Genomic DNA, 20,995 nt, shown 5'->3' with positions numbered 1-20,995 from the left:
AGTTGTCCTCAATTTTCATATAACCACACACGCAATAAAGACAAGAGTTGGTCAATATCCACCGGCTTCGAGATATAATCCGAAGCTCCTGCCTGAATACACTTTTCACGATCCCCGATCATCGACTTTGCCGTAACGGCGATAATTGGTAATCTTGCATAGTCCACATGTTGTCTGATATTCTTAATCGCCTCATAACCATCCATCTCAGGCATCATCATATCCATCAATACAATATCTATAGGTTCTCCGGACATCAATACCTCCAACGCTTCTTTACCATCCATCGCGGGAATTACCTTCACTTGAAATTTCTCCAATGCTTTGGTCATCGAGAAGATATTCCTAACGTCATCATCAGCGACAAGAACCTTCTTGCCCTTCAATACGTCGGTCAAAGCTCCAAGCCCATTGTTCTTCCTCCTAGCGTCGTCTGAATTATTAACCTCAATCAAATGAAGAAACAGGCCTACCTCATCCAGAATCCGTTGATAAGAATGAGCCGTCTTTACAACAACTGAGTCTGCATATTTTTTAATTTTCAACTCTTCAGCCTTGGACAAATTCTTGCCTGTAAAGATAATGATCGGCAAGTTCTCCAGTCCTTCATGTTGTTTGATTGCTTCCAACGTATGGTAGCCCATTTCATCAGGTACTCCCATGTCCAAAATCACACAGTCCACATCCGCCGTGCGTAAAGCTGTAATGCTATCCTCTACATTATCTTTTACTTCAAGTGATATATTAAAACTACTTAAGAAATAAGACAATGCACTTGCATGCTTTGGATTTTCTTCAACAATAAGCACCTTCTTCGGTGAACGACTTAACGCCGATTCAATTCTTTGGAATACCGAAGTCATTTGTTCTAACGCAACAGGCTTATTAATAAAATCGATCGCTCCTTTTAACAAACTTTCTTTCTTCACCTCAAGCGAAGACATAATATGAACCGGAATATGGCGTGTAGCCTTATTGCCCTTCAATTGATCCATGACAGCCCATCCATCCATAATTGGCAATTGAATATCAAGCAAAATAGCAACTGGGTGATATTTCTGGGCTGCTGGAAGTGCATGGTCACCACGAACAACAACTACACCTTTATAGTTTTGCGTATGGGTATATTTCAAGAGTGCCTTGGCAAAATTAACATCATCCTCCACAATCAAAATTACCTTATCGCCTTCTACAACCGTATCCCGATCATCGGGAATCTCCTCCGGGATCCTAATCGTGACCGGATTATAGGTATCTTCTTTAACAATCTCAATGACCTCTTCTACTTCCGAAGATATCTCCTCAACCAATTGCTGCTCCTTGGTCAATAGCTCTTTGACTTCAACTTTAGACTTCGGAATAATAAACAAAAACGTACTGCCTTTGCCAACTTCGCTTTCCAACCGGATTTCTCCACCCAGTAAGCGCGCGATCTCGCGGCTAATGGAAAGCCCCAATCCAGTACCACCAAACTTCCTTCTGGTTGAGCCATCAGCTTGTTGAAAGGCTTCAAAAATAATTTTCTGCTTTTCAAGTGGTATACCAATACCCGAATCGACTACAGCGAACACAAATCGATCACTATCGCTTGGGTCTTCATAGATTTCCAGACGTACTTCGCCTTCTTTGGTAAATTTAATCGCATTTGAAATCAAATTACGGAGTACCTGATCTATGCGAAGCCTATCTCCCTGAAATCTCCGGTTGACCTTATCGCTGATATTCGTTTTTAGCATCAAGCCTTTTTCCTGTACAATCGGCAAAAACAAACTATTCAAATCCGACAAAATATCATTCAGATCCAACGACGCATAATCCAAGGTCATCTTACCCGATTCAATTTTGGAAAGATCCAGAATCTCATCGATCAACGTCAACAAACTCGTTCCCGAACTTTGAATGACTTTAGCCGATTCAATCTGATCTGAATTTAAGTTTTCCTCTACATTCTCCGATAGCAAGCGCGATAGAAGTAATATTGAATTGAGCGGTGTACGGAGTTCGTGGGACATATTAGCCAAAAACTCGGATTTATATTTAGTACTCAACGCCAACTCTTCGGCTTTCTGTTGAATTTCCTGATTCCGTTCGGCAATCATTAAATTTTTATCTTCAAGCAGTCGCGAGCGTTCCTCTAATTCTTGATTCGACTGCATCAGTTCCTCGTGTTGCACTTTGAGCTCTTCCTCTGACGACTGCAAACGCAATGTCTGCGCTTCCAATTCCGTATTCAGGCTTTCAAGTTCGGCATGCTGCGTCAACAGCTCTTCAGACTGTACCTGGGTCTCTTCCAACAGGGCTTGAATCTTTGCCCTTCCCTTTGCTGAGACAAGGGCGATACCAATCTGTCGGGCACATTCCGTCAAAAATGTCTGCTCTAATACTGTAAAAGGCTCCATTTGGCCAATTTCCAATACGCCCAGCACCTGACCATCAACCAGCATCGGTAAAAAAAGGATATGCTGCACACCGATCTTTCCATTGGCAAAACTGACTACATAATCCTTTGCATTTAGATTATGTAGTGCCTTGGGCTCACGATCCAAAAATACCTGCCCGATATAACCTTCTCCTGGCAGAAAATACTTTTGAGTCTGTATATCCAAGCCATATACCCCTGATAGCTGCAGCTTCTCATCATTAAAAATATAAATTGCACCACTGACTGATTCCGTATAGCCGACAAGACTTTTAATGGAATCCGTAGCAATAATATCTTCACTCTTATTTCCCACCAATCCCGTATAGAGTTTAGCATAACCTGCATGAAGCCAGTCATTATCCGTTAGCTGATCAAATGATTTTTTCAACGCTTTTGACATCCTATTGACGGCGTTCGCAATTTCGCCAAGATCATCATCTCCGGCTCCCTCTACCTTAACATCATAATCCCCCAATGCGATACGATTGGTAATCCTCTGAACCAAATTTAGTCGTCTAGAAATACCTTCATCCTTCTCACGTAGTGATTTTTCAAGCGCTGAACGTTTCAAGAAGTCTGCACGTAATCTAAAATAAAAATAGGATGTAATAATAAGAGAAAGCAGCGCACTGATGATAATAAACAAAGTTGTGATAAACGAAGAATTGTCCAGATCAGCCGACTTTTTGTCAATATTATCGTCCTCATAATGAATAATAGCCTTGATAATCGCCCGACACTTATCCATAGCCATCTTACTTTCATCCAAATGTGCTAAACTGACAACTCCCCCCTTTCTTTTAATATCAACAGACTCCTTTAAAATAGCTAAACGCCATTGTGCAGCAGTCAATAGGCTATCAACCCGAACTTTTTGTACGGGATCCATCTTGGTCAGCGCTTCAACTTCCTGCAATTCTCGAGGAAGGCTTTTAAGTGCCATATTAAAGGGTTCCAGGTAACTTTCCTTGCCTGTCAGAAGAAAACCTCTATTACCCGTCTCTGCTCCTTGCAATGAGCTAAGCAGACTATTCGACGTACTGATAATTTTGCGTGTAATAGCAAGTTCCTGACGGTGTCTATTCTGTTCCTGAATACCTAGATAGGATGCCGTAGAACTGATTAGCAGAATAATCAAAGAAAAGCCTATTCCAATCGTTAAATTATTGATTGTCTTATTATTTGGCATCTACAGGTAAATTTAATGGTAAAGTAAAATAGAAGGTGGCCCCTTGCTCACCTGAACTTTCTACAGCAATCGTGCCCTGGTGACTACGGATAATTTCGGCACAGATATATAAACCTATGCCTAGTCCCTGAAAGTCAAATGACGTTTCCTCCACGCGGTAAAATTTCTCAAAAACATCGGCTTGCTTCTCCACAGGTATCCCTATGCCAAAATCAATCACACTGATTTTCACAGCATCCTCAACGAGGGTGCAATCAACGATGACCTTCTCGGTTCCCGCAGCATATTTATATGCATTTGTTAGAAAATTAACTAAAACCTGCTCGAGACGAATCTCATCGCCGTAAATCAGCAAATCGCCAATCTCTCCCTGGCGATAAAGGACCATATTGCTCTGATCGTGCGTTTGAATAATCGAATCAATGGCGCTCTTGATCATATGCTCGAGTGAAAACACCTTCTTGTTGATCAATAGCTTGCCGTTATCGATCTTTGATAGATCGAGGAGATCACTAATTAAACTATTGAGTTTATCAACCTGCCCCTGAACGCGGTTCACATACTTTGCTTCAGCACTCTCTTCCTCAAGCTTAAGCTTGCGGTCCAGCAATTGCATATAGGCCTTAATGCTCGTCAAAGGGGTTTTCAGTTCGTGACTGGCGATACTCAAAAATTCATCTTTCTCTTTTTCCGCCCGCTTCTGGGCGTCAATATCGGTAAAGGTCCCTACCCAGTTGCTTTCGCTATTTTCTAAGATTGGCCATACACGCAACAAGTGGTACGAATATTCACCACAAACGCTCTTTTTCAAGCGAACTTCCATCTCCAGTGGTTTGCCCGACTGAAGACTCGCATGGAGCTCGGCCGCAATAGATCGATCTCCCGGATAGGTTTGCGGAAAAATAGTAGCATCGTCCGAAAACTGAAACCAACGACCATTGACAAAATCAATGTTCCCCCTGTTATCACAGGTAAATGCAATTTGAGGCAAGGACTCTAAAAGAGTATGCAGATAATCCACTTTGGACCGGAGCTCTTTCTGTGCCTGCTTACGCCGCTCTACCTCAAGTTCCAACGTTTGCTGAACGTCTTTCAGGGCCTGGGTTTGCTCATATAAACGATAAAATGTCTTGACCTTCAACAGGAGAATATCTGGATCAACCGGTTTGGTCACATAATCCAATCCACCCGAATCATATCCCTTTGTGATAAAGCGCTTGTCGGTATTCACTGCCGACAAAAATATAATCGGTGTCTCCTTCGTTTTGCTAAATCCGGCAATATTTTCAGCAACTTCAAAGCCATCCATATCCGGCATCTGCACATCCAATATAATGAGTGCGTAATTATATTTTAAGATCTTTTTTAATGCTTCTTCGCCAGATTGAGCGGTATCAACTTTAAAATTTTTGGATTCCAGCAATTTTTGTAAAGAGTAAATATTATCCGGATTATCATCGACAATTAATATCATAGTGTATTAAAACTTAGCATCAAGGTTAACAAATCTAAAAAAATTAACTGAATACCCCCAATATAAATAAGCAATCGCAGCGCCAAATTGAAAACGCGACAAATAAGTAAAACTTTAGCGCACGAAAGCCTGTTTTAATGAGATATGATACGTTTTACATCAAAAGGTATTTACTGCGTTCCGGGCAAGTTTTATCTCGATCCATGGCAGCCTGTAGATCTGGCCGTTATCTCCCATGGACATGCAGATCATGCCCATGTAGGAATGAAGAAATACCTCTGCCATCATTTTACGGTCAATATCCTACGAAGCCGCATAGGTCCAGACATTCAGGTTCAGGGGCTAGCCTACAACGAAGCGATATCCATCAATGGCGTCCGGGTATCACTCCACCCCGCTGGGCATATTATTGGTTCTGCCCAGATACGCCTGGAGTATAAAGGTAAAGTTGTCGTTTTTACGGGCGATTACAAGATTCAGGACGATGGCTTGTCCACGCCCTTTGAACCCATAAAGTGCCATGAATTTATTACAGAAAGTACATTTGGCCTCCCAATTTACCGTTGGGAATCTGTCGCAGCGCAAAATGAACGCCTACAAACTTGGATTAAAACCAACCAAAGCAACAAAAAAACGTCCGTTTTTATCGGGTATTCACTTGGAAAATCCCAACGTATCCTCAACGCTGTTCATGAAATGGGCCCTGTTTATGTCCATTACAGCATTGCCAAATTAAATGAAGCCTACAGTTTGGCGGGAATAAAATTGCCGGATTATCACATCGCCGACTTAAAATCGGACCTCAAACAACTAGACAATCAGATTGTTCTGCTTCCACCAGCCTTGCTGGAAAGCCAACTGCTCCAAAAAATACCACATGTAGCTTATGCGATCTGCTCGGGTTGGATGCAGATCCGGGGGGCGCGACGGTGGCGTAGTGCCGACGCAGGCTTTGCGATCAGTGACCACGCGGACTGGACAGGCCTGCTACAGGCTGTCCGTGGCAGTGCCGCAGAAAAAGTCTATGTCACTCATGGACAAACGGCGACATTCGCCAAATACCTCAATGAAATCGGCGTTGAGGCCGAAGAAGTGACTACACACTATGGTGATGAAGAGGATCCGCAAACCCAGACAACTTAATAGCCTATGAAAGAATTTGCCACATTGATCAATGCGCTTGATAGCAGCAATAAGACCAATTTGAAAAAAGAGGCTATATTGGACTTTTTCAGAACGGCTACAGAAAAAGACAAAATCTGGTTCCTGGCCCTGATGACCGGAAAAAGGCCCAAACGCAGCATCGCAATAAAGGACCTCAAAACATGGACTTTAGAAATTACAGGAATCCCAGAGTGGCTATTTATTGAATCTTATGCCGCTGTCGGCGATCTCGCCGAGACCCTGTCCCTACTGCTACCACCGCCCGCAATGTTGATCGAAAAAAGTCTGGGTGAATGGATGGACGAGATCATCGCCCTCCAGGATGCCACCATAACGGAAAAGAAAGCTTTTGTGCTCCGTTCCTGGAATACATTAAACACAGTGGAGCGCTTTATTTTCAATAAGCTTCTCGGCGGCAGCTTCCGGCTCGGTGTTTCCGCCAAGGGACTAATCAACACCATCGCACATTATGCGAATACCGAAGCAAGCGCCGTTGCGCATAGTATTATGGGGCAATGGAATCCACATGAGGTTGAATTCGACAAACTAGTCAAAGGTGCTTACAGCAACACCAACCGCTCTAAACCTTATCCCTTCTGCCTTGCTTATCCTATAGAAAAAACACCCGAAGAACTTGGCCCGATAACAGAATGGCAAGCGGAATACAAATGGGACGGTATACGTGGCCAACTTATCAAGCGCGAAGACGAGATACATATTTGGTCTCGCGGCGAGGAACTTGTAACCGCACAGTTCCCCGAAATTACTGAGGCTCTCAATCAGTGGAAAGGAAATTTTGTACTCGATGGTGAGATCCTCGCTGTCAAAGATGGCCGTGTGCTGAACTTCTCCGAGCTACAAAAACGGATCAACCGAAAGACCATCCCCAAATCACTGCGTGAAGAAGTGCCTATTTCTGTCTATCTATATGATATCCTGGAACTGAACGGCATCGATCTGCGCAATGAGCCCCTTACCTATAGACGTGCGCTGCTGGAGCAGTGCTATGCTGCAAACCCTCCAGGAGCATTACAGCTATCACCTTTGATACATGCAGCAGACTGGTCTGCGCTCCAAAATATCCAGGCAACATCCCGTACGCTAAACAGCGAGGGACTGATGCTGAAAAAGAAAGACTCACCCTATTATACAGGACGCAAAAAGGGTGGCTGGTGGAAATGGAAAGTCAACCCCATGAGCATTGATGCCGTACTCATTTATGCACAGAAAGGAAGTGGCCGTCGCAGTGCACATTATACCGATTATACATTTGCAGTACGGGATGGTGATCAGCTTGTAACAATTGCCAAAGCCTATTCGGGACTTACAGATCAAGAAATTCTGGAGGTGAGCCGCTTTGTAAAACAAAATTCACTGGAAAAATTCGGCCCTGTAAGAACGGTCAAACCGGAACTTGTTTTTGAGATTGCCTTTGAAGGTATAGGATACAGCAAGCGGCATAAATCGGGTATTGCACTACGTTTTCCAAGGATATTGCGCTGGCGAAAAGACAAAACAGCAGCAGAGATCGACGATCTTGAAGAGGTTAAGAAATTGATACAATAAAGAATAGAAACAATAGATATTGAACACAACGTTAGCACATAGTGAAGGGTTTCGAATTGTCAACGGCTATTTCGAAACCCAAGGAAAGGTCCCCTTTAGCTTTCAGACCAAGGCCTGGGAAAAATATGCCCAGGGATATAGCGGACTGGTTATTGCCCCTACGGGTTTCGGAAAAACCTTTTCCCTTTTTATGGCGGTACTGATGGACTTCCTCAATCATCCGGAACACTATCAAAGGGGCCTAAAGCTCCTCTGGATTACACCCCTACGCTCCCTGGCCAAAGATCTTGCGCGGGCCATGCAAACAGCAATAGACGAAATTGGACTCGACTGGATCGTACAGGTCCGTAATGGTGATACCGACCCCAAGATCAAAGCGCAGCAAACCCGCTCCATGCCCGACGTTCTGCTCGTTACTCCGGAAAGCCTGCACCTACTGCTTGCTCAAAAACAACGCGACAAATATTTTAAGAATCTGCGATGCGTGACGGTAGATGAGTGGCATGAACTTATGGGCAACAAACGGGGCGTGATGGTCGAGCTGGCACTTTCCTTCCTGAAATCGTATACGAAAAACCTGCGCGTCTGGGGTATCACAGCGACCATCGGTAACCTCGATGAAGCCATGGAAGTTTTACTTCCACAGGTCACCAAACGTATCCAGATCGTTGCCAAGGAGAAAAAGAAAATTGCCATCAAACCGATATTCCCCAGCACAGTGGAGCTCCTTCCTTGGGCAGGGCACCTCGGTGGAAACCTCGTCGATCAGGTCGTCCCGATTATCCTTGCTAGTAAAAGCACGATCGTCTTTACCAACACGCGTAGTCAAAGTGAAATGTGGTACCAATTGCTACTGGAGGCCTACCCCGATTTTGCCGGACAAATCGCCTTACACCACAGCTCCATTGACGCCCATATCCGCGAATGGATCGAAGACAATCTCAGCAGCGGCAAACTTAAAGCAGTTGTATCGACCTCTTCCTTGGACTTAGGGGTAGATTTCAAACCCGTTGATACAGTCATACAGGTTGGCTCAAGTAAAGGTGTAGCCCGGTTTATGCAACGCGCTGGAAGAAGCGGCCATAGCCCTTTCGAAACCTCTACGATTTATTTTGTCCCCACGCACTCCCTGGAGCTCATCGAAGTCGCTGCCCTTAAGGAGGCCGTAAAAACGCAGACGATCGAAAACCGGGATCCCATGGTTCAAACTTTCGATGTGCTTGTTCAATTCATGGTAACCATCGCCTTGGGCGGAGGATTTCGTTCGGAAGAACTGCATGCAATTGTCGCCAATACCCATGCCTTTCGCTACATGGATACGGAAGAATGGCAATGGTGCATGTATTTTATTACCGCAGGTGGAAAAATAGGCAAACGCTACGAAGAATTTCACAAGGTTATCCAAGATGAAGAAGGCAAATGGATCATCAAAAACCGTCGTCTTGCACTGCTCCACAGACTCAATATCGGTGCCATTGTCGGTGATGCCATGATGCGCGTGAAGTTTCTCTCCGGTGGTTACATCGGCATGATCGAAGAATACTTTATCAGCAAACTTAAAAAAGGTGAACGCTTTATTCTTGCGGGGCGGATACTCGAAGTTGTGATGGTTAAGGAAATGACCGTATTTGTAAGAAATTCGTCGGGCAAAGCCATTACTCCAAGCTGGCTTGGTGGCAGACTTCCCTTATCGTCCAACTTGAGCCATTTCCTTAGAAAAAAATTGGCTGCGGCAACAGAAGCTCCTTCAAGTGAAAAAGAGCTTCATTTCCTGGCACCACTGATCGAAAAACAGACCGAACTTTCGGCCGTGCCTAGCGAAGCGGAATTTCTCGTCGAACATATCAAAACCAGGGAAGGCCATCATTTGTTTTTCTACCCCTTGGAAGGCAGATTGATCCATGAGGTCATGGCAGCACTTATCGCCTACCGCATCAGCAAGTTGTATCCCATCAGCTTTTCCATGGCCATGAATGACTATGGCTTCGAACTCTATTCCGACAAAGAGATCCAGCTCAGCCAAACGCAGCTCGAACAGCTCTTGAGCCGGACTAATTTGATGGATGATGTGATCAGCAGTATAAACGCTGCAGAGATGGCCAGCCGCAAATTTAGGGATATCGCCGTCATTTCGGGACTGGTTGTCCAGAACTACCCAGGCACACAGCAAAACAACAAATCATTGCAGGCCTCCTCAGGGATTATTTTCCGTGTACTGATGGAACACGACCCCACCAACCTTTTGCTCAAACAGGCTTTTTCCGAAGTGTTCAACCAGCAACTGGAAGAACATCGATTAATAAAAGCATTCGAAAGGATCAATCATAGCAAAATACGCTATACCTTTGCCGAAGAGTATACGCCATTGAGCTTTCCGATAAAAGTGGATAGCCTCCGGCAATCCCTGTCGAGCGAAGCCTTGATTGAAAGGATTCAACGCATGGAAAAGACCAATGCTCAAAAAAAGAAGCGCAGAAAATGAAAATCGGAGAACAAACAATTACCTTCAATAAACAGGAATTAAGCCTTAACACACAGCGATCTATATACTGGAAAGACCAAAAAACGTTGATCTTGTCCGACCTGCATCTGGGTAAAGCAGCGCATTTCAGGAAGCATGGCATTGCCATCCCCATGGATATAGCCATAACCGACCTCAATCGACTGGAATCCCTCATAGCGTACTATCAAGCCAAACAAGTCATCGTTGTCGGCGATCTTATTCACGCAGGCATCAATCAGGAAGTACTTTTGTTGGAATCATTCAGACAACGACACCCGGAGCTCCAGCTTCATCTTGTCAAAGGCAATCACGACCGCTTATCACAACAAATGACCGCCCGTTTCGGTATAGTGCATCACAGGGAAATTTTTGAAACGCAACAGATTCAGTTTAAACACCATCCCGCTGATGCTGCAGATTCATCTTCTTTTCGGATTAGTGGGCATATCCATCCGGGTATAAGCTTGGTTATTCCACCGAAAAGACAGGTTCGCTTACCCTGTTTTCTCGTATCTGATCATCAGATTATCCTTCCCGCTTTTAGTACTTTTACGGGATTGGACAGCAAAGACCTGTCTTCCCTATATCAAAGCTATGCTATTTCGGACGATCACATCTTCCCGATCAGAAAAAACTAATCCAAGGCCCAGCTTATATTACATCTTGAGCTCTCCAGGTGAGATACCGTAATACTTTTTAAAAGCACTGCTAAAATTATTTTGGTGGCCATAACCTGTCAACAGTGCCACCTCATAGACCGTCATTTTATCTTCGAGCAGATAACTTTTGGCTTTTTCCATACGCACCCGTGTGAGATAGTCGTGAATGGTCACTGAAAAATATTCCTTAAAGTCTTTACGTAGTTTACTTTCACTTGTCAGCACCTCTGCGGCCAGTTCTTTTTGCGTCGGCGGATTGGCAATACGCTGTTCAAGAATCTGCCTTGCCATCTCCAGCCTTTGCACATCCTCCTCATGAAAGAGCGAATCACTGCTTTCGGTCTTCTCGTTATATTGCTCAAACTGATACATCAATAGTTCAACAACACGTGACTCCGTATGTAATCGACGGATCTCCCCTTTCTTTTTAGATTCAATCAGCTCAGTTATCGTATGCTGCATCTCGTAGGTTGCCATCAGATCCTCCTCCGAAAATGACACATACTCTCCCTTTTCGATCTCATGCACAAATTGCTGATGCAATAACGAATCGCGTTTGATCAAATTGAGGTAATATTCTTTGGAAATAACGGCTATAAAATACGTGTATTCAATACCGGGTTCCACTTCATGGATGGATTTGACAGAAGGAATGTAGCGTATATTATGCCGGCTCATGCCATACGGCAATTTGCTATCTGTCGGCTTAAAGAAAATAAACTGGCTGGTTATGGTCTCGCCCTCGATCTCCGTAAGCACCTGCACTGGCCGATCAAACTGCATTTTCGAATGCAAGATAAACAATCCTGAAGTCGATAGCTGAAAATTCTCCATATGGACAGGATCTTTGGATATGGATATCCTATTTTCCACCAAAGGTTTGTCGGGAACATAGCCATCCGGAATTTCTTCTTCAAAAAGCCAATCTGCCAACTCTACTATTTTACTTTTCACCAACATGATTACAAATCCTAAATAAGCTTGAAGCAGTTAAAATTAACGAAATAAGATGGTATTCTAAAATTATTTATAATCTTTCTAAATAACATGGTTAATCCAAGTCAATATCCATTTCCTCCAACTGAACATAAGGTTTCAATGTTCTTGGATTCATAATGACATTGGACTCGACCGAAAAGATGGTATAGATCTCCTTTTGGGCCAATACTTCCACCGGGGTACCATGAAAGAGCTTTCGGCCATTTTTGAGCATCAGAATACGATCGGCATACATGGCGGCAAAATTGACGTCGTGCACAATCAGCACCACCATAAATCCTTTTCGGGCAAGTGCCCGTGCAATGGCCAATACTTTCTGCTGATAGTGCAGATCCAATGCCGAAATCGGTTCATCCAATAACAACAACGCATCCGGATTATCCCATATCTGCGCCAGGATCCGTGCAAGATGAACACGCTGCTGTTCACCACCAGAAAGGCTCAAAAAATCCCGTTCAGCAAAAGCTGATACCCCACAAAGTTCCATGGTTTCGGCCACGATTTTATAGTCCTGTTGCTTGGGCGTATTCTTATAATGCGGATACCGCCCCATCAGCACAATTTCTTCCACATTAAAACTCAATGTCATCTGCTGCTGTTGGCTCAGTAAAGCCCTGCATTTGGCCAAAGCCGCAGGCTCGTATGCCGACAGCGCCTTGCCATTGAGATGAACAGCTCCCGAATCAGGCTTCTTTTCACCACAAAGCACCCCCATCAGCGTCGATTTACCAGCGCCATTGGCGCCTAGGATTGCCAGAATTTCCCCTTTGCGCACCTGAAAGGTAATATCCTTCAGGAGCTTTCGTCCGTTCACTTCGTAGTTGATCTTCTCTACACGTAGCATAATGCGATTATTTTTTAAGCCTCTGCCAAAAGACTATTTATCTTTGATTAAAATATACAAGAATACCGGTGTACCCAATAAAGCTGTAATCACGCCGATGGGCAATTCGATGGGTGCCACGGCGACCCGTGCAATCACGTCTGCCAATGTCAACACCAGTGCCCCTAATAGTAATGAAGCAGGAAGCACAAATCGGTGATCTGCCCCACCCATCAGGCGAACTGTATGTGGAACAATCAATCCCACAAAACCAATAATACCCGACACCGCAACGGATGCTCCCACAGCAAGCGTGGATAAGACAACCACCCAGCGTTTGACGCGATCGGTACGCATACCCAAAAGGTCCGCCTGCAACTCCCCGAGCGAAAAAGCATTCAATGACTTTCCAAAAAAAGGCAAGATCAGCACCGGGATCAAAATAAAGGGAGCCAAAGCCCTTAGGTTATCCCAAGTAGCCCCGCCAAGACTGCCCAGCATCCAAAATGTGATGGTACGTAACTGTTGCTCCGTCGACATATAAGTCATCAAACCCGTCAGCGCACCAGCAAAGGCATTGATGGCAATACCCGCCAACAACATCGTCGTCACATTTGGACGGCCATTTTTACTGGCGATACGGTAAACCAAAAAAGCGGTTAAACCAGCGCCCACAAAAGCACCAAAAGCCAATATATAATATCCAATCCAGGCCGATAAAGAGGTGAAGAGAAAAGTCTCAAAGGCAATGATCAGTACTGCAAAAAGGGATGCTCCAGAAGAAATCCCGATCAATCCGGGTTCCGCTAAGGGGTTGCGGAATATACCCTGGATCGCAGCACCCGATATACCAAGTGCTGCACCCACCAAAAGTCCGAGCAAAAGACGCGGCATACGAATCTCAAAAAGAACATCTCCTTGCATATTGTGCACAGCTTCGGCACTCCCCAAGTGCAATTTTTGCGTCAACATCGTTAAGATATCAGCGGACGGAATATGGTAGGCCCCCATCCCCAAGGCAACAATACTTACAACACCCAAAACCAGGCCCAAAGCCAATAGGATAAATTTCTGTTTCTTTTGCACTGGCTTTATTTTGAATCCATCACTTTTCCAAATCCACGGTGCAATTCTAAGATTGCGTCTGGCAGCCGGTTACTGAAATTTACCAGTAGTGAGGCATTCATCACCAAGATACGGTCGTTTTTACCCGCATTCGTAATACGCATACCCGGCAATTTGAGGATAGCATCCTCACCGCCAAGGCTACTCGCGCCAAAATCAAACATCAACACAATATCTGGATTGGCCTGCACCAGCGCTTCCGTCGTATAGGGTTTGAAATCCGAAAATTCTTGAACCGCATTTTTACCACCAGCCAGATTAATCATCGCATCCAAGCTACTGCCCTTACCTGCCACACTCATGGTACCCGTACCACGCGCATATAAAAACAATACTTTGGGCGCCGCTTTACCCTGATTTTCCTTCTTTACTAATTCCATGGTATGATCCAAGCTTACTTTCGTGCGGGAAACCAGATTTTTACCGGCAGCAGATTCACCGACGGCATCTGCGACCTCCTGGATGTAGCGAAGTGCACCCGGAACAGAATAATTTGGTTTAATGGAGACAAACTTCACACCAGCCGCACGAATCTGCTGAATGACCGATTTGGATACGTCGCCTTCATTCGCAATGACGATGCTTGGTTTAAAAGATAACAGACCTTCGGCCGAAACCGACCGATTTTTGCTTACCCTCGGCAAGGCCGCCGCTGCTTTGGGCGATATACTTGTCACATCGGTAGCGACCATGCGCTCGCCTACTCCCAGTCCGTAGATCGTTTCGGTCAACGAACTGTTTAACGTAATGATTCTCTGCTGTGCCGTCGCCCATCCACCGATTTGCATCACAAAACACAGTATAACAACATAAAATCTACTCATTGTAATTCTTTATCTCCATGATGGCGATAGCGGATTTCCAGGAATGGTTTTCGCATCTCGCCGTTCAACTTGAGTACAAAACAAATCAATAATCAGTCTAAATACAAATTATATCGAATCTTTTAGAATAGTACACCACAACGCAAAAAAGACTATAAAACACTACTAAACAATAATATACATCTTAAAATAAACTACTTTTCAGTCCACAAAAAACGGATTAAATAGAATTTATGACATTTTGCATAGAGAAAAATTCAGACGGATTACCGTTTTTTGTAACATTATTTAGAATTAGTAAAAATAAAAATAGTGTTTAGAAGCATCTCATCTATTCGAACAAGCACCTTGATCGCCTTATGTGCCTGCCAGGTTTATACCCTGCAAGCACAGGAAAAATGGAAAATCTCCGGTGTGTTGAAAAACGAATCCAATAAAGGCGTAGCCAATGCGACCGTATATCTTTATCCGGACAAATATGCTTTTAAAACAGATACTGCGGGGAGATTTCAATTCAGTCAGCTCTATGCGGGGCGCTACGAATTACAGGTACAGGCCATGGGTTATCAGCAGTACCGCCAAGTTATCGATTTGGAAGACAAAAATCAGCAGTTGAACATTGTGTTAAAAGCTGAAGAACGACAGATGGATGTAGTTGATGTGCAGGGTAAAGCGCAGGCTGTAGACAATCTCGTTAAGGCCGAAAATGCAGCCATGCCCGTAAAAGTCATCACCAAACGTGAAATTGAGCTTATGGGCAGCCGCCGTCTGGATGAAGTTTTAAAAGAACAGACGGGTATCGCCATCGTTAACGATATTGCCGGGGGCTCCAGAGCCGTCGGTGTACAGATCCAGGGATTCAGCAGCAACTACGTAATGGTCCTTGTAGACGGGCAACCTATGCTGGGACGCAACAGTGGCAACTTTGACCTGTCCCGTATCTCGGTGACCAACATCGAACGTATCGAAATCATCAAGGGCGCATCCTCCTGCTTATACGGCAGTGACGCATTAGGTGGTGCGATCAATATCATTACACGCCATGGTGCAATCACACCACAGGCACAGGCATCGCTTCTTTACGGCAGTCTCAATACCGTTGATGCAACACTGGAAGCAGAAACACCTTTTGCTAATCAACGCGGGAGCGCCGTCTTTTCGGGCAATTACTACCGCACGGATGGTTTTAATACCGACAAGCAGTATCTGGACTCCAAGAGTACCACTTTTCCACCCTATACCAACTATAGTTTCCAGGGGCGAGTACGTTATCGTACAAGCAAAAATGGCACTTTGGGCGTTACAGGGCGTTATGCAGCCCGAGAATCTGAAATGATCAATGCATGGTCCGAATCGGCCGCACTACAGGATAAACAAAAAGATCAGGACATCAACCTTTCGGCAAGTTACGACCATAATTTCGAGTCGGGACTGCGTAGTATGACGCGTTACTATTTCTCGCGTTTCCACTCCCAGATTGCCGCACAATGGTTGCAACAAGGTATTGTTGCCAGTGCCGAGCAATTCGGTCAAAATGTACACCGCATTGAACAGCAATTTGCGTATAGCCCCGCACAACAGGTCAAACTTACCGGTGGTATAGGTGGTAGTCTTGAACTGATGGACAACCAGGATCTGGATGCCAAACGCTCATTGAACAGCGCATTTGCCTATTTGCAGACCGAATGGAAACCTGTCGACCGCTTATTGACGACGCTGGGTCTACGCTACGATCAGACCAATGTCTACAATGGCCATCTGAGTCCAAGTTTGGGTCTACAATACCATGTCAGTCCTAAGCTTTTGATCAAAGGTGGTATCGGAGCCGGATTTAAGGCACCCGACTATAAGATGCGCTATCAGGTCTTTTTCAATCCAGCAGCCAACTATTTGGTCGTCGGTTCAGAACGCGTAGCCGATGTGATTGCAGCTATGGATCAAGCTGGAGAACTGAGTTATAAAAACAGCTATATGCTCAATTTGGTGGCGGGCAACCTCAAAGCCGAAACCAGCATTTCAAACAATATTGGACTTACCTGGAGTCCGTCCAATAGATTTCAGGCCGATTTCTCGGTCTTCTACCATCGGATCAACAATCAGATCAACACAGTTAGTGTGGGTAACGGGACCAAAGTAGCACAGATCTATAGCTACCGCAACCTGCCCAAAGCCATGAATAAAGGTTTTGAAGTTTCATTGACCTATCAGGCAACCAAAGATCTGCAATTGTCGATGGGCTATCAATACCTGATTGCCAAAGACTTGAGTATTTTGGATAGTATTGCCAAGGGAAGTTATCCCTATAACCAGATCAACGATCCCGCTACAGGCGAATATCGCCAGAGCAAAAAATCAGATTATTGGGGTATTGAAGACCGTTCGAGACACATGTTCAACGCTAAAGCCCAATACGAATATAAACCCTGGGGCGTCAATGTCAATGCTCGGGTCAATTTCAGAAGTGCCACACCTTTTCAGGAATATAATGGCAACCAGTTTATCGACAAATATGACATCTTTATCCCCTATCACACACTCGTCAATATGACTGTGGAAAAGAGTCTGATGAACCGCAGATTGACACTGCGTTTGATCGGTGACAATCTATTCAATTTTACAAGCCGTTATTTACTCGGGCAACCTGGACGCGTTATTATGGGCGGCGTCAGCTACCGTTGGATAAAAGAATAATAAGGAGTAATGAACAAGAATTTAGCACACAAAGTACAAGATAAAAGATGAGAACGATTCGCATGATTATTGGAGAATGTAGCATCTGGCTTTCCTTTCACAAGATTGGCCGCTGTATTTTTTCAGCACTATTGTTATTGACAGTGGTATCCTGTGGGAAAGACAAAGACTATACGATCGGATTAGAAGATGGCAAAAGTACCTTGATCAAAGATCTTGCTGGCGATACCGATGCAGCCATGGGCGAAGGTACTGAAGGAAAAGAGCAAAGACCATTTTTTATATTTCTTTTTCGTTTTAAAGACCAAAAGCAAATATGGGTTAAGACCAAAGCCGATTCTGCGCAGTGGCTTAAAACAAAAGATTGGGATATTGCCTTTACAGGTCCTTATAATTCGGAGATCTATGTGAACAATTCCCAGCATGAATACAATCCGGGTTATGGCGGCCAGGCAAATAATACCGCTGTGGTTTTACTGCGACAAGCCTATCAGAGTGTAACTGTAGCCCCTTCGGATGAAGAGTTTAACAAAAGTGAAGTAAACAAAATTGGCTGGGCAGCAACCGATGGTTCGGATGGCTGGTTTCGTTATAGTTTGAGCACCCATATTATGCAGGCGCTCCCCAATCGTACCTATGCGATTCGCTTACCCGATGGCAAATATGCCAAATTACAACTGATCAATGCCTATAAGGGAAATCCTGCGGCGGTAACCAACCTTAATTGGCCGGCCCCATACTATACATTTAAATATTATGTACAGCAGGATGGCAGCAAAGATTTAAATACAAACACATTATAATAAGGAAAAATTACACAATTAAATTAAAGATGAATAGATTATTTACAACAGCAGCACTACTATGTGCATTGAGTTTAGGTTTTACTTCTTGTAGCAAGGATGATGATAAGGTGGAGCAAGTCGAGCCGGAATACCAAGCTAAGGTTATGGTCAAAGACGGTGAAACTGTTGATTTAACAAAAGTTTCTAAAACCATCAATACACAAGGAACAATCAAGCGTACAGGCAATACCTATTCACTTCGTAACTTTAAACAATTTACAATCGGTGAAGATGGAAAAGCAACAACAACTGCTGCGCAAACCTATTATTTTGATTTTAAAGAGAACGATGGCTTAAATGCGAGCGATTTTATTGTTTCTTTTAACGCGAAAAGCTCCAATGTAGATTTAATAACAAATAATGTTAAAGGCTACACCTTATCCTTTATTGACAAAGCTTTTGAAGATGTAAAATCTACCGACCAGTTTACGTCTGCGTCAAATAATCTTTTAGGACTTCAATCGTCTTACGCGCCAAATGTAATTGGTTGGGCGAATTATACAGGACAACCAAATCACCAAGTTCTAGCTGTAGCAAATCGAACAATTATCATTTCAAAGGAAGGTAAACCCTTTTTTAAAATTAGGATGAATAATGTTTATGAGAATGAAACGATGAATCGTGAAATCGCACCAAACAATTATTTTTTCTACTCCATCGATTACCAAGAATTTAAATAGTATCAACATAGCAGCTGGTTAAAATTCCAGCTGCTTTTGTTAACCAAAAATCAAAAACCGAAAAAAATATATTAAATACCAATTTTCATACACACTTTATCAGCAAAAGATTTTATCTTTACTATTATTTAGAATCAATTTAAATAAAAATAACATACTAACAACCCTACTACATGTATAGAAAGGGACAAGGTATCAACTAACACAAAAAAACTAGTAACAATGAAAATAAAGAAACGCAGCAACCTATTAAAATTCATACCGGTATTGGCATTTTTAATTGTGTTGGGGTCTTGTAGCAAAAGCGAGCCCACAGTAGTAGAGCCTGAACCAGATCCTGTTGCACCAGAAGCTATGTTCAACCGTTTGATTACTGTTAAGAATTTTGGCGAAGACTTACCTGCTGGAAGTGCACCAACCACGGCGCAATCACCAATATATTACAGCCTTGAACAGAACAAAGCTGTGACATCGGATTATAAACTAACCGCACGATGGGACATCTCTTGCTCAGAAATATACCGTAGTTTTATCAATTGCAACAATACAGCAAACGGATTTGGTAAAGGTGGTCCAGGGAAAGGCGGTATACTCATTGTTAAGAAAAAATTTGAAGATGTAGTCGATATCCCCTCGGATGCGGAGTTTCGCAAAGGTGAAAAAGCATATGGTACAGATGATTCAGGAGCATTTGGTGAAGGCTTGGGTTGGTATTTATATGATTTTGATGGCGTAATCAAAGGTGGTGGAGCCGAAAACAAAAAACACGTTTGCTATCCAATTGAAAGCAATACATTGATCGTCCGTACAGCTCAGGGAAACTATGCCAAGATCAAGATACAAAGTATCTATAAAGACCTCTTGGATCCAAAAGATTGGTTTAAAGATTCACCAACACCATTCTTTACATTCCAATATGTACTTGCCAAAGCTGGCAGTACCAAATTTACAATCGCTAACTAAAAAAATAAGCATAGCTTACTTATTAGACACTAAACTAACATGAAAAGAATATACAGCATTTTAAGCTTCCTTTTTGTAGGATTGCTGCTAACCCGCTGCACCAAAACGGAAGAATTAGCCTTACTTCCAGCAGACAAAATACTGGAATACAAAGTCACCAATCTTCCAAATGACGAAGTTATTTATGGAGCCATCGACAATGAGGCCAATACCATTACGGTATATGTCCCTTACTACTATGGGCTATTGGTGATAGATCCGAGCATTACACTCTCCAATGGAGCGAGTATAGCCGAAGAAATTTTACCTGTTAAAACAGATGAAAAAAACCAGACGTATACCGTAAAGGCTGCCACAGGTACCACAAGAACCTATAGCTTAAAGATTGAATTGCAAAGTACGCCATCTTTTGAAGCTCAGTTTTATACAACTTCGTCTCTTATCCTTACAAAAGGACCTGGAGGTGCTTTTCCAGCCATTAATGGAACCTTTATGCATACCAATCCCTCATTGGTAAGTATTGCATTAATTAATCAAGAAACTAAAGTACGCTATCAGATGTCAACGCCCAATAGCTTAAAAGTATCGAGTAGTGTTTATCAATTAACCTACACGGGAACCGAGCGGGAAAACCGCATTCCATCCGATATTTTGGCAGGCACCTATGATGTTGAGGTAACCAATCTAAATCATACTGTTACATTGGCAAATCCGCTCAAGATTACATATCGCCAACCCGATGTATATATTAGCTTATTGGGACTAAATTTGGCAAAAAATAAAGACTGGACCATTTTAGCCAACTTAGATAAAGTGATTTTAGATCCGACAGCCGTTATCATGACACTCAATGGCAAAGATTATCCATTGATTATCAAGTCGCACACGAGAACTGAAATGACAGTTTCATTACCTGCAGATCTTCCGACGGGAACATTTGAAAACGTACAGGTTAAGTTCCAATTTAAAGACTGGGCCGATGTGGTAAAGACAGAGCAAAATCCTAGTACAATAACGGAATCATAAACAAGCATCCACAGCATGCCAAGGTGGCATCAAAATTAAATA

General features: G+C 43.5%; 15 protein-coding genes. 9 read left to right on the top strand and 6 right to left on the bottom strand.

What is annotated here, in order from left to right:
* Nucleotides 1-8: 8 nt before the first annotated feature.
* Both M2419_RS09605 and M2419_RS09600 read right to left on the bottom strand, forming a co-directional pair.
* Nucleotides 9-3,611 (bottom strand): response regulator, encoded by a 3,603-nt coding sequence (locus M2419_RS09605; protein ID WP_153847549.1) that lies wholly within the window; start codon nucleotides 3,609-3,611, stop codon nucleotides 9-11.
* Nucleotides 3,601-5,085, bottom strand: coding sequence for an ATP-binding protein (locus tag M2419_RS09600; RefSeq protein WP_153847550.1), 1,485 nt, complete (start codon nucleotides 5,083-5,085; stop codon nucleotides 3,601-3,603). Before M2419_RS09600 ends, M2419_RS09605 begins: the two co-directional genes overlap by 11 nt.
* Before the next feature lie 144 nt (nucleotides 5,086-5,229).
* On the opposite strand from M2419_RS09600, the gene M2419_RS09595 reads away from it, so the two are divergent.
* Genes M2419_RS09595 through pdeM form a run of 4 tightly spaced genes read left to right on the top strand, consistent with a single transcriptional unit; the run spans nucleotide 5,230 to nucleotide 10,956 of the window.
* Entirely contained in the window at nucleotides 5,230-6,228 is a 999-nt protein-coding gene (locus tag M2419_RS09595) for a ligase-associated DNA damage response exonuclease (protein WP_153847551.1), read from the top strand.
* A gap of 6 nt (nucleotides 6,229-6,234) precedes the next feature.
* On the top strand, nucleotides 6,235-7,815 hold the full coding sequence (locus tag M2419_RS09590) for an ATP-dependent DNA ligase (protein ID WP_153847552.1): 1,581 nt from the start codon (nucleotides 6,235-6,237) through the stop codon (nucleotides 7,813-7,815).
* Nucleotides 7,816-7,834: 19 nt separating this feature from the next.
* Nucleotides 7,835-10,297 carry a ligase-associated DNA damage response DEXH box helicase gene (locus M2419_RS09585; RefSeq protein WP_153847553.1) on the top strand — a complete coding sequence of 821 codons (2,463 nt, stop codon included), beginning with the start codon at nucleotides 7,835-7,837 and terminating at the stop codon, nucleotides 10,295-10,297.
* Nucleotides 10,294-10,956, top strand: a complete 663-nt coding sequence (gene pdeM / locus M2419_RS09580; RefSeq protein ID WP_153847554.1) for a ligase-associated DNA damage response endonuclease PdeM — start codon at nucleotides 10,294-10,296, stop codon at nucleotides 10,954-10,956. The genes M2419_RS09585 and pdeM overlap by 4 nt, the downstream gene beginning before the upstream one ends.
* Before the next feature lie 18 nt (nucleotides 10,957-10,974).
* On the opposite strand, the gene M2419_RS09575 is transcribed toward pdeM, so the two are convergent.
* The 4 genes from M2419_RS09575 to M2419_RS09560 form a co-directional block, all read right to left on the bottom strand.
* The gene (locus M2419_RS09575; RefSeq protein ID WP_075992433.1) at nucleotides 10,975-11,937 is read right to left on the bottom strand and encodes an AraC family transcriptional regulator; all 963 of its coding nucleotides are present in this window, start codon (nucleotides 11,935-11,937) and stop codon (nucleotides 10,975-10,977) included.
* A 91-nt stretch (nucleotides 11,938-12,028) separates the two neighbouring features.
* Nucleotides 12,029-12,820 (bottom strand): heme ABC transporter ATP-binding protein, encoded by a 792-nt coding sequence (locus tag M2419_RS09570; RefSeq protein WP_153847555.1) that lies wholly within the window; start codon nucleotides 12,818-12,820, stop codon nucleotides 12,029-12,031.
* Between the two features lie 33 nt (nucleotides 12,821-12,853).
* Nucleotides 12,854-13,885 (bottom strand): iron ABC transporter permease, encoded by a 1,032-nt coding sequence (locus tag M2419_RS09565; protein ID WP_227550293.1) that lies wholly within the window; start codon nucleotides 13,883-13,885, stop codon nucleotides 12,854-12,856.
* Between the two features lie 5 nt (nucleotides 13,886-13,890).
* Nucleotides 13,891-14,748: a hemin ABC transporter substrate-binding protein gene (locus M2419_RS09560; protein WP_153847556.1), complete on the bottom strand. Its 858-nt coding sequence runs from the start codon at nucleotides 14,746-14,748 to the stop codon at nucleotides 13,891-13,893.
* Nucleotides 14,749-15,060: 312 nt separating this feature from the next.
* Here M2419_RS09560 and M2419_RS09555 point away from each other — a divergent pair, with 312 nt between their 5' ends.
* The 5 genes from M2419_RS09555 to M2419_RS09535 all read left to right on the top strand — a co-directional run bounded on the left by M2419_RS09555 (nucleotide 15,061) and on the right by M2419_RS09535 (nucleotide 20,953).
* Nucleotides 15,061-17,439, top strand: coding sequence for a TonB-dependent receptor (locus M2419_RS09555; protein ID WP_227550294.1), 2,379 nt, complete (start codon nucleotides 15,061-15,063; stop codon nucleotides 17,437-17,439).
* A 47-nt stretch (nucleotides 17,440-17,486) separates the two neighbouring features.
* On the top strand, nucleotides 17,487-18,242 hold the full coding sequence (locus tag M2419_RS09550) for an HmuY family protein (RefSeq protein WP_227550295.1): 756 nt from the start codon (nucleotides 17,487-17,489) through the stop codon (nucleotides 18,240-18,242).
* Nucleotides 18,243-18,271: 29 nt separating this feature from the next.
* On the top strand, nucleotides 18,272-18,964 hold the full coding sequence (locus M2419_RS09545) for a hypothetical protein (RefSeq protein WP_115048471.1): 693 nt from the start codon (nucleotides 18,272-18,274) through the stop codon (nucleotides 18,962-18,964).
* Nucleotides 18,965-19,186: 222 nt separating this feature from the next.
* A complete protein-coding gene (locus tag M2419_RS09540; RefSeq protein WP_153847557.1) occupies nucleotides 19,187-19,927 on the top strand; it encodes an HmuY family protein in 741 nt (246 codons plus the stop codon).
* Between the two features lie 39 nt (nucleotides 19,928-19,966).
* Complete coding sequence (locus M2419_RS09535; protein WP_153847558.1) at nucleotides 19,967-20,953, top strand: hypothetical protein; 987 nt, start codon at nucleotides 19,967-19,969, stop codon at nucleotides 20,951-20,953.
* Nucleotides 20,954-20,995: the final 42 nt, after the last annotated feature.

Source organism: Sphingobacterium sp. BIGb0116 (genome assembly GCF_024808035.1).
GTDB lineage: Bacteria > Bacteroidota > Bacteroidia > Sphingobacteriales > Sphingobacteriaceae > Sphingobacterium > Sphingobacterium paramultivorum.
Note: the sequence above shows the minus strand (reverse complement) of the source record. Positions and strands in the feature narration are given on the sequence as shown.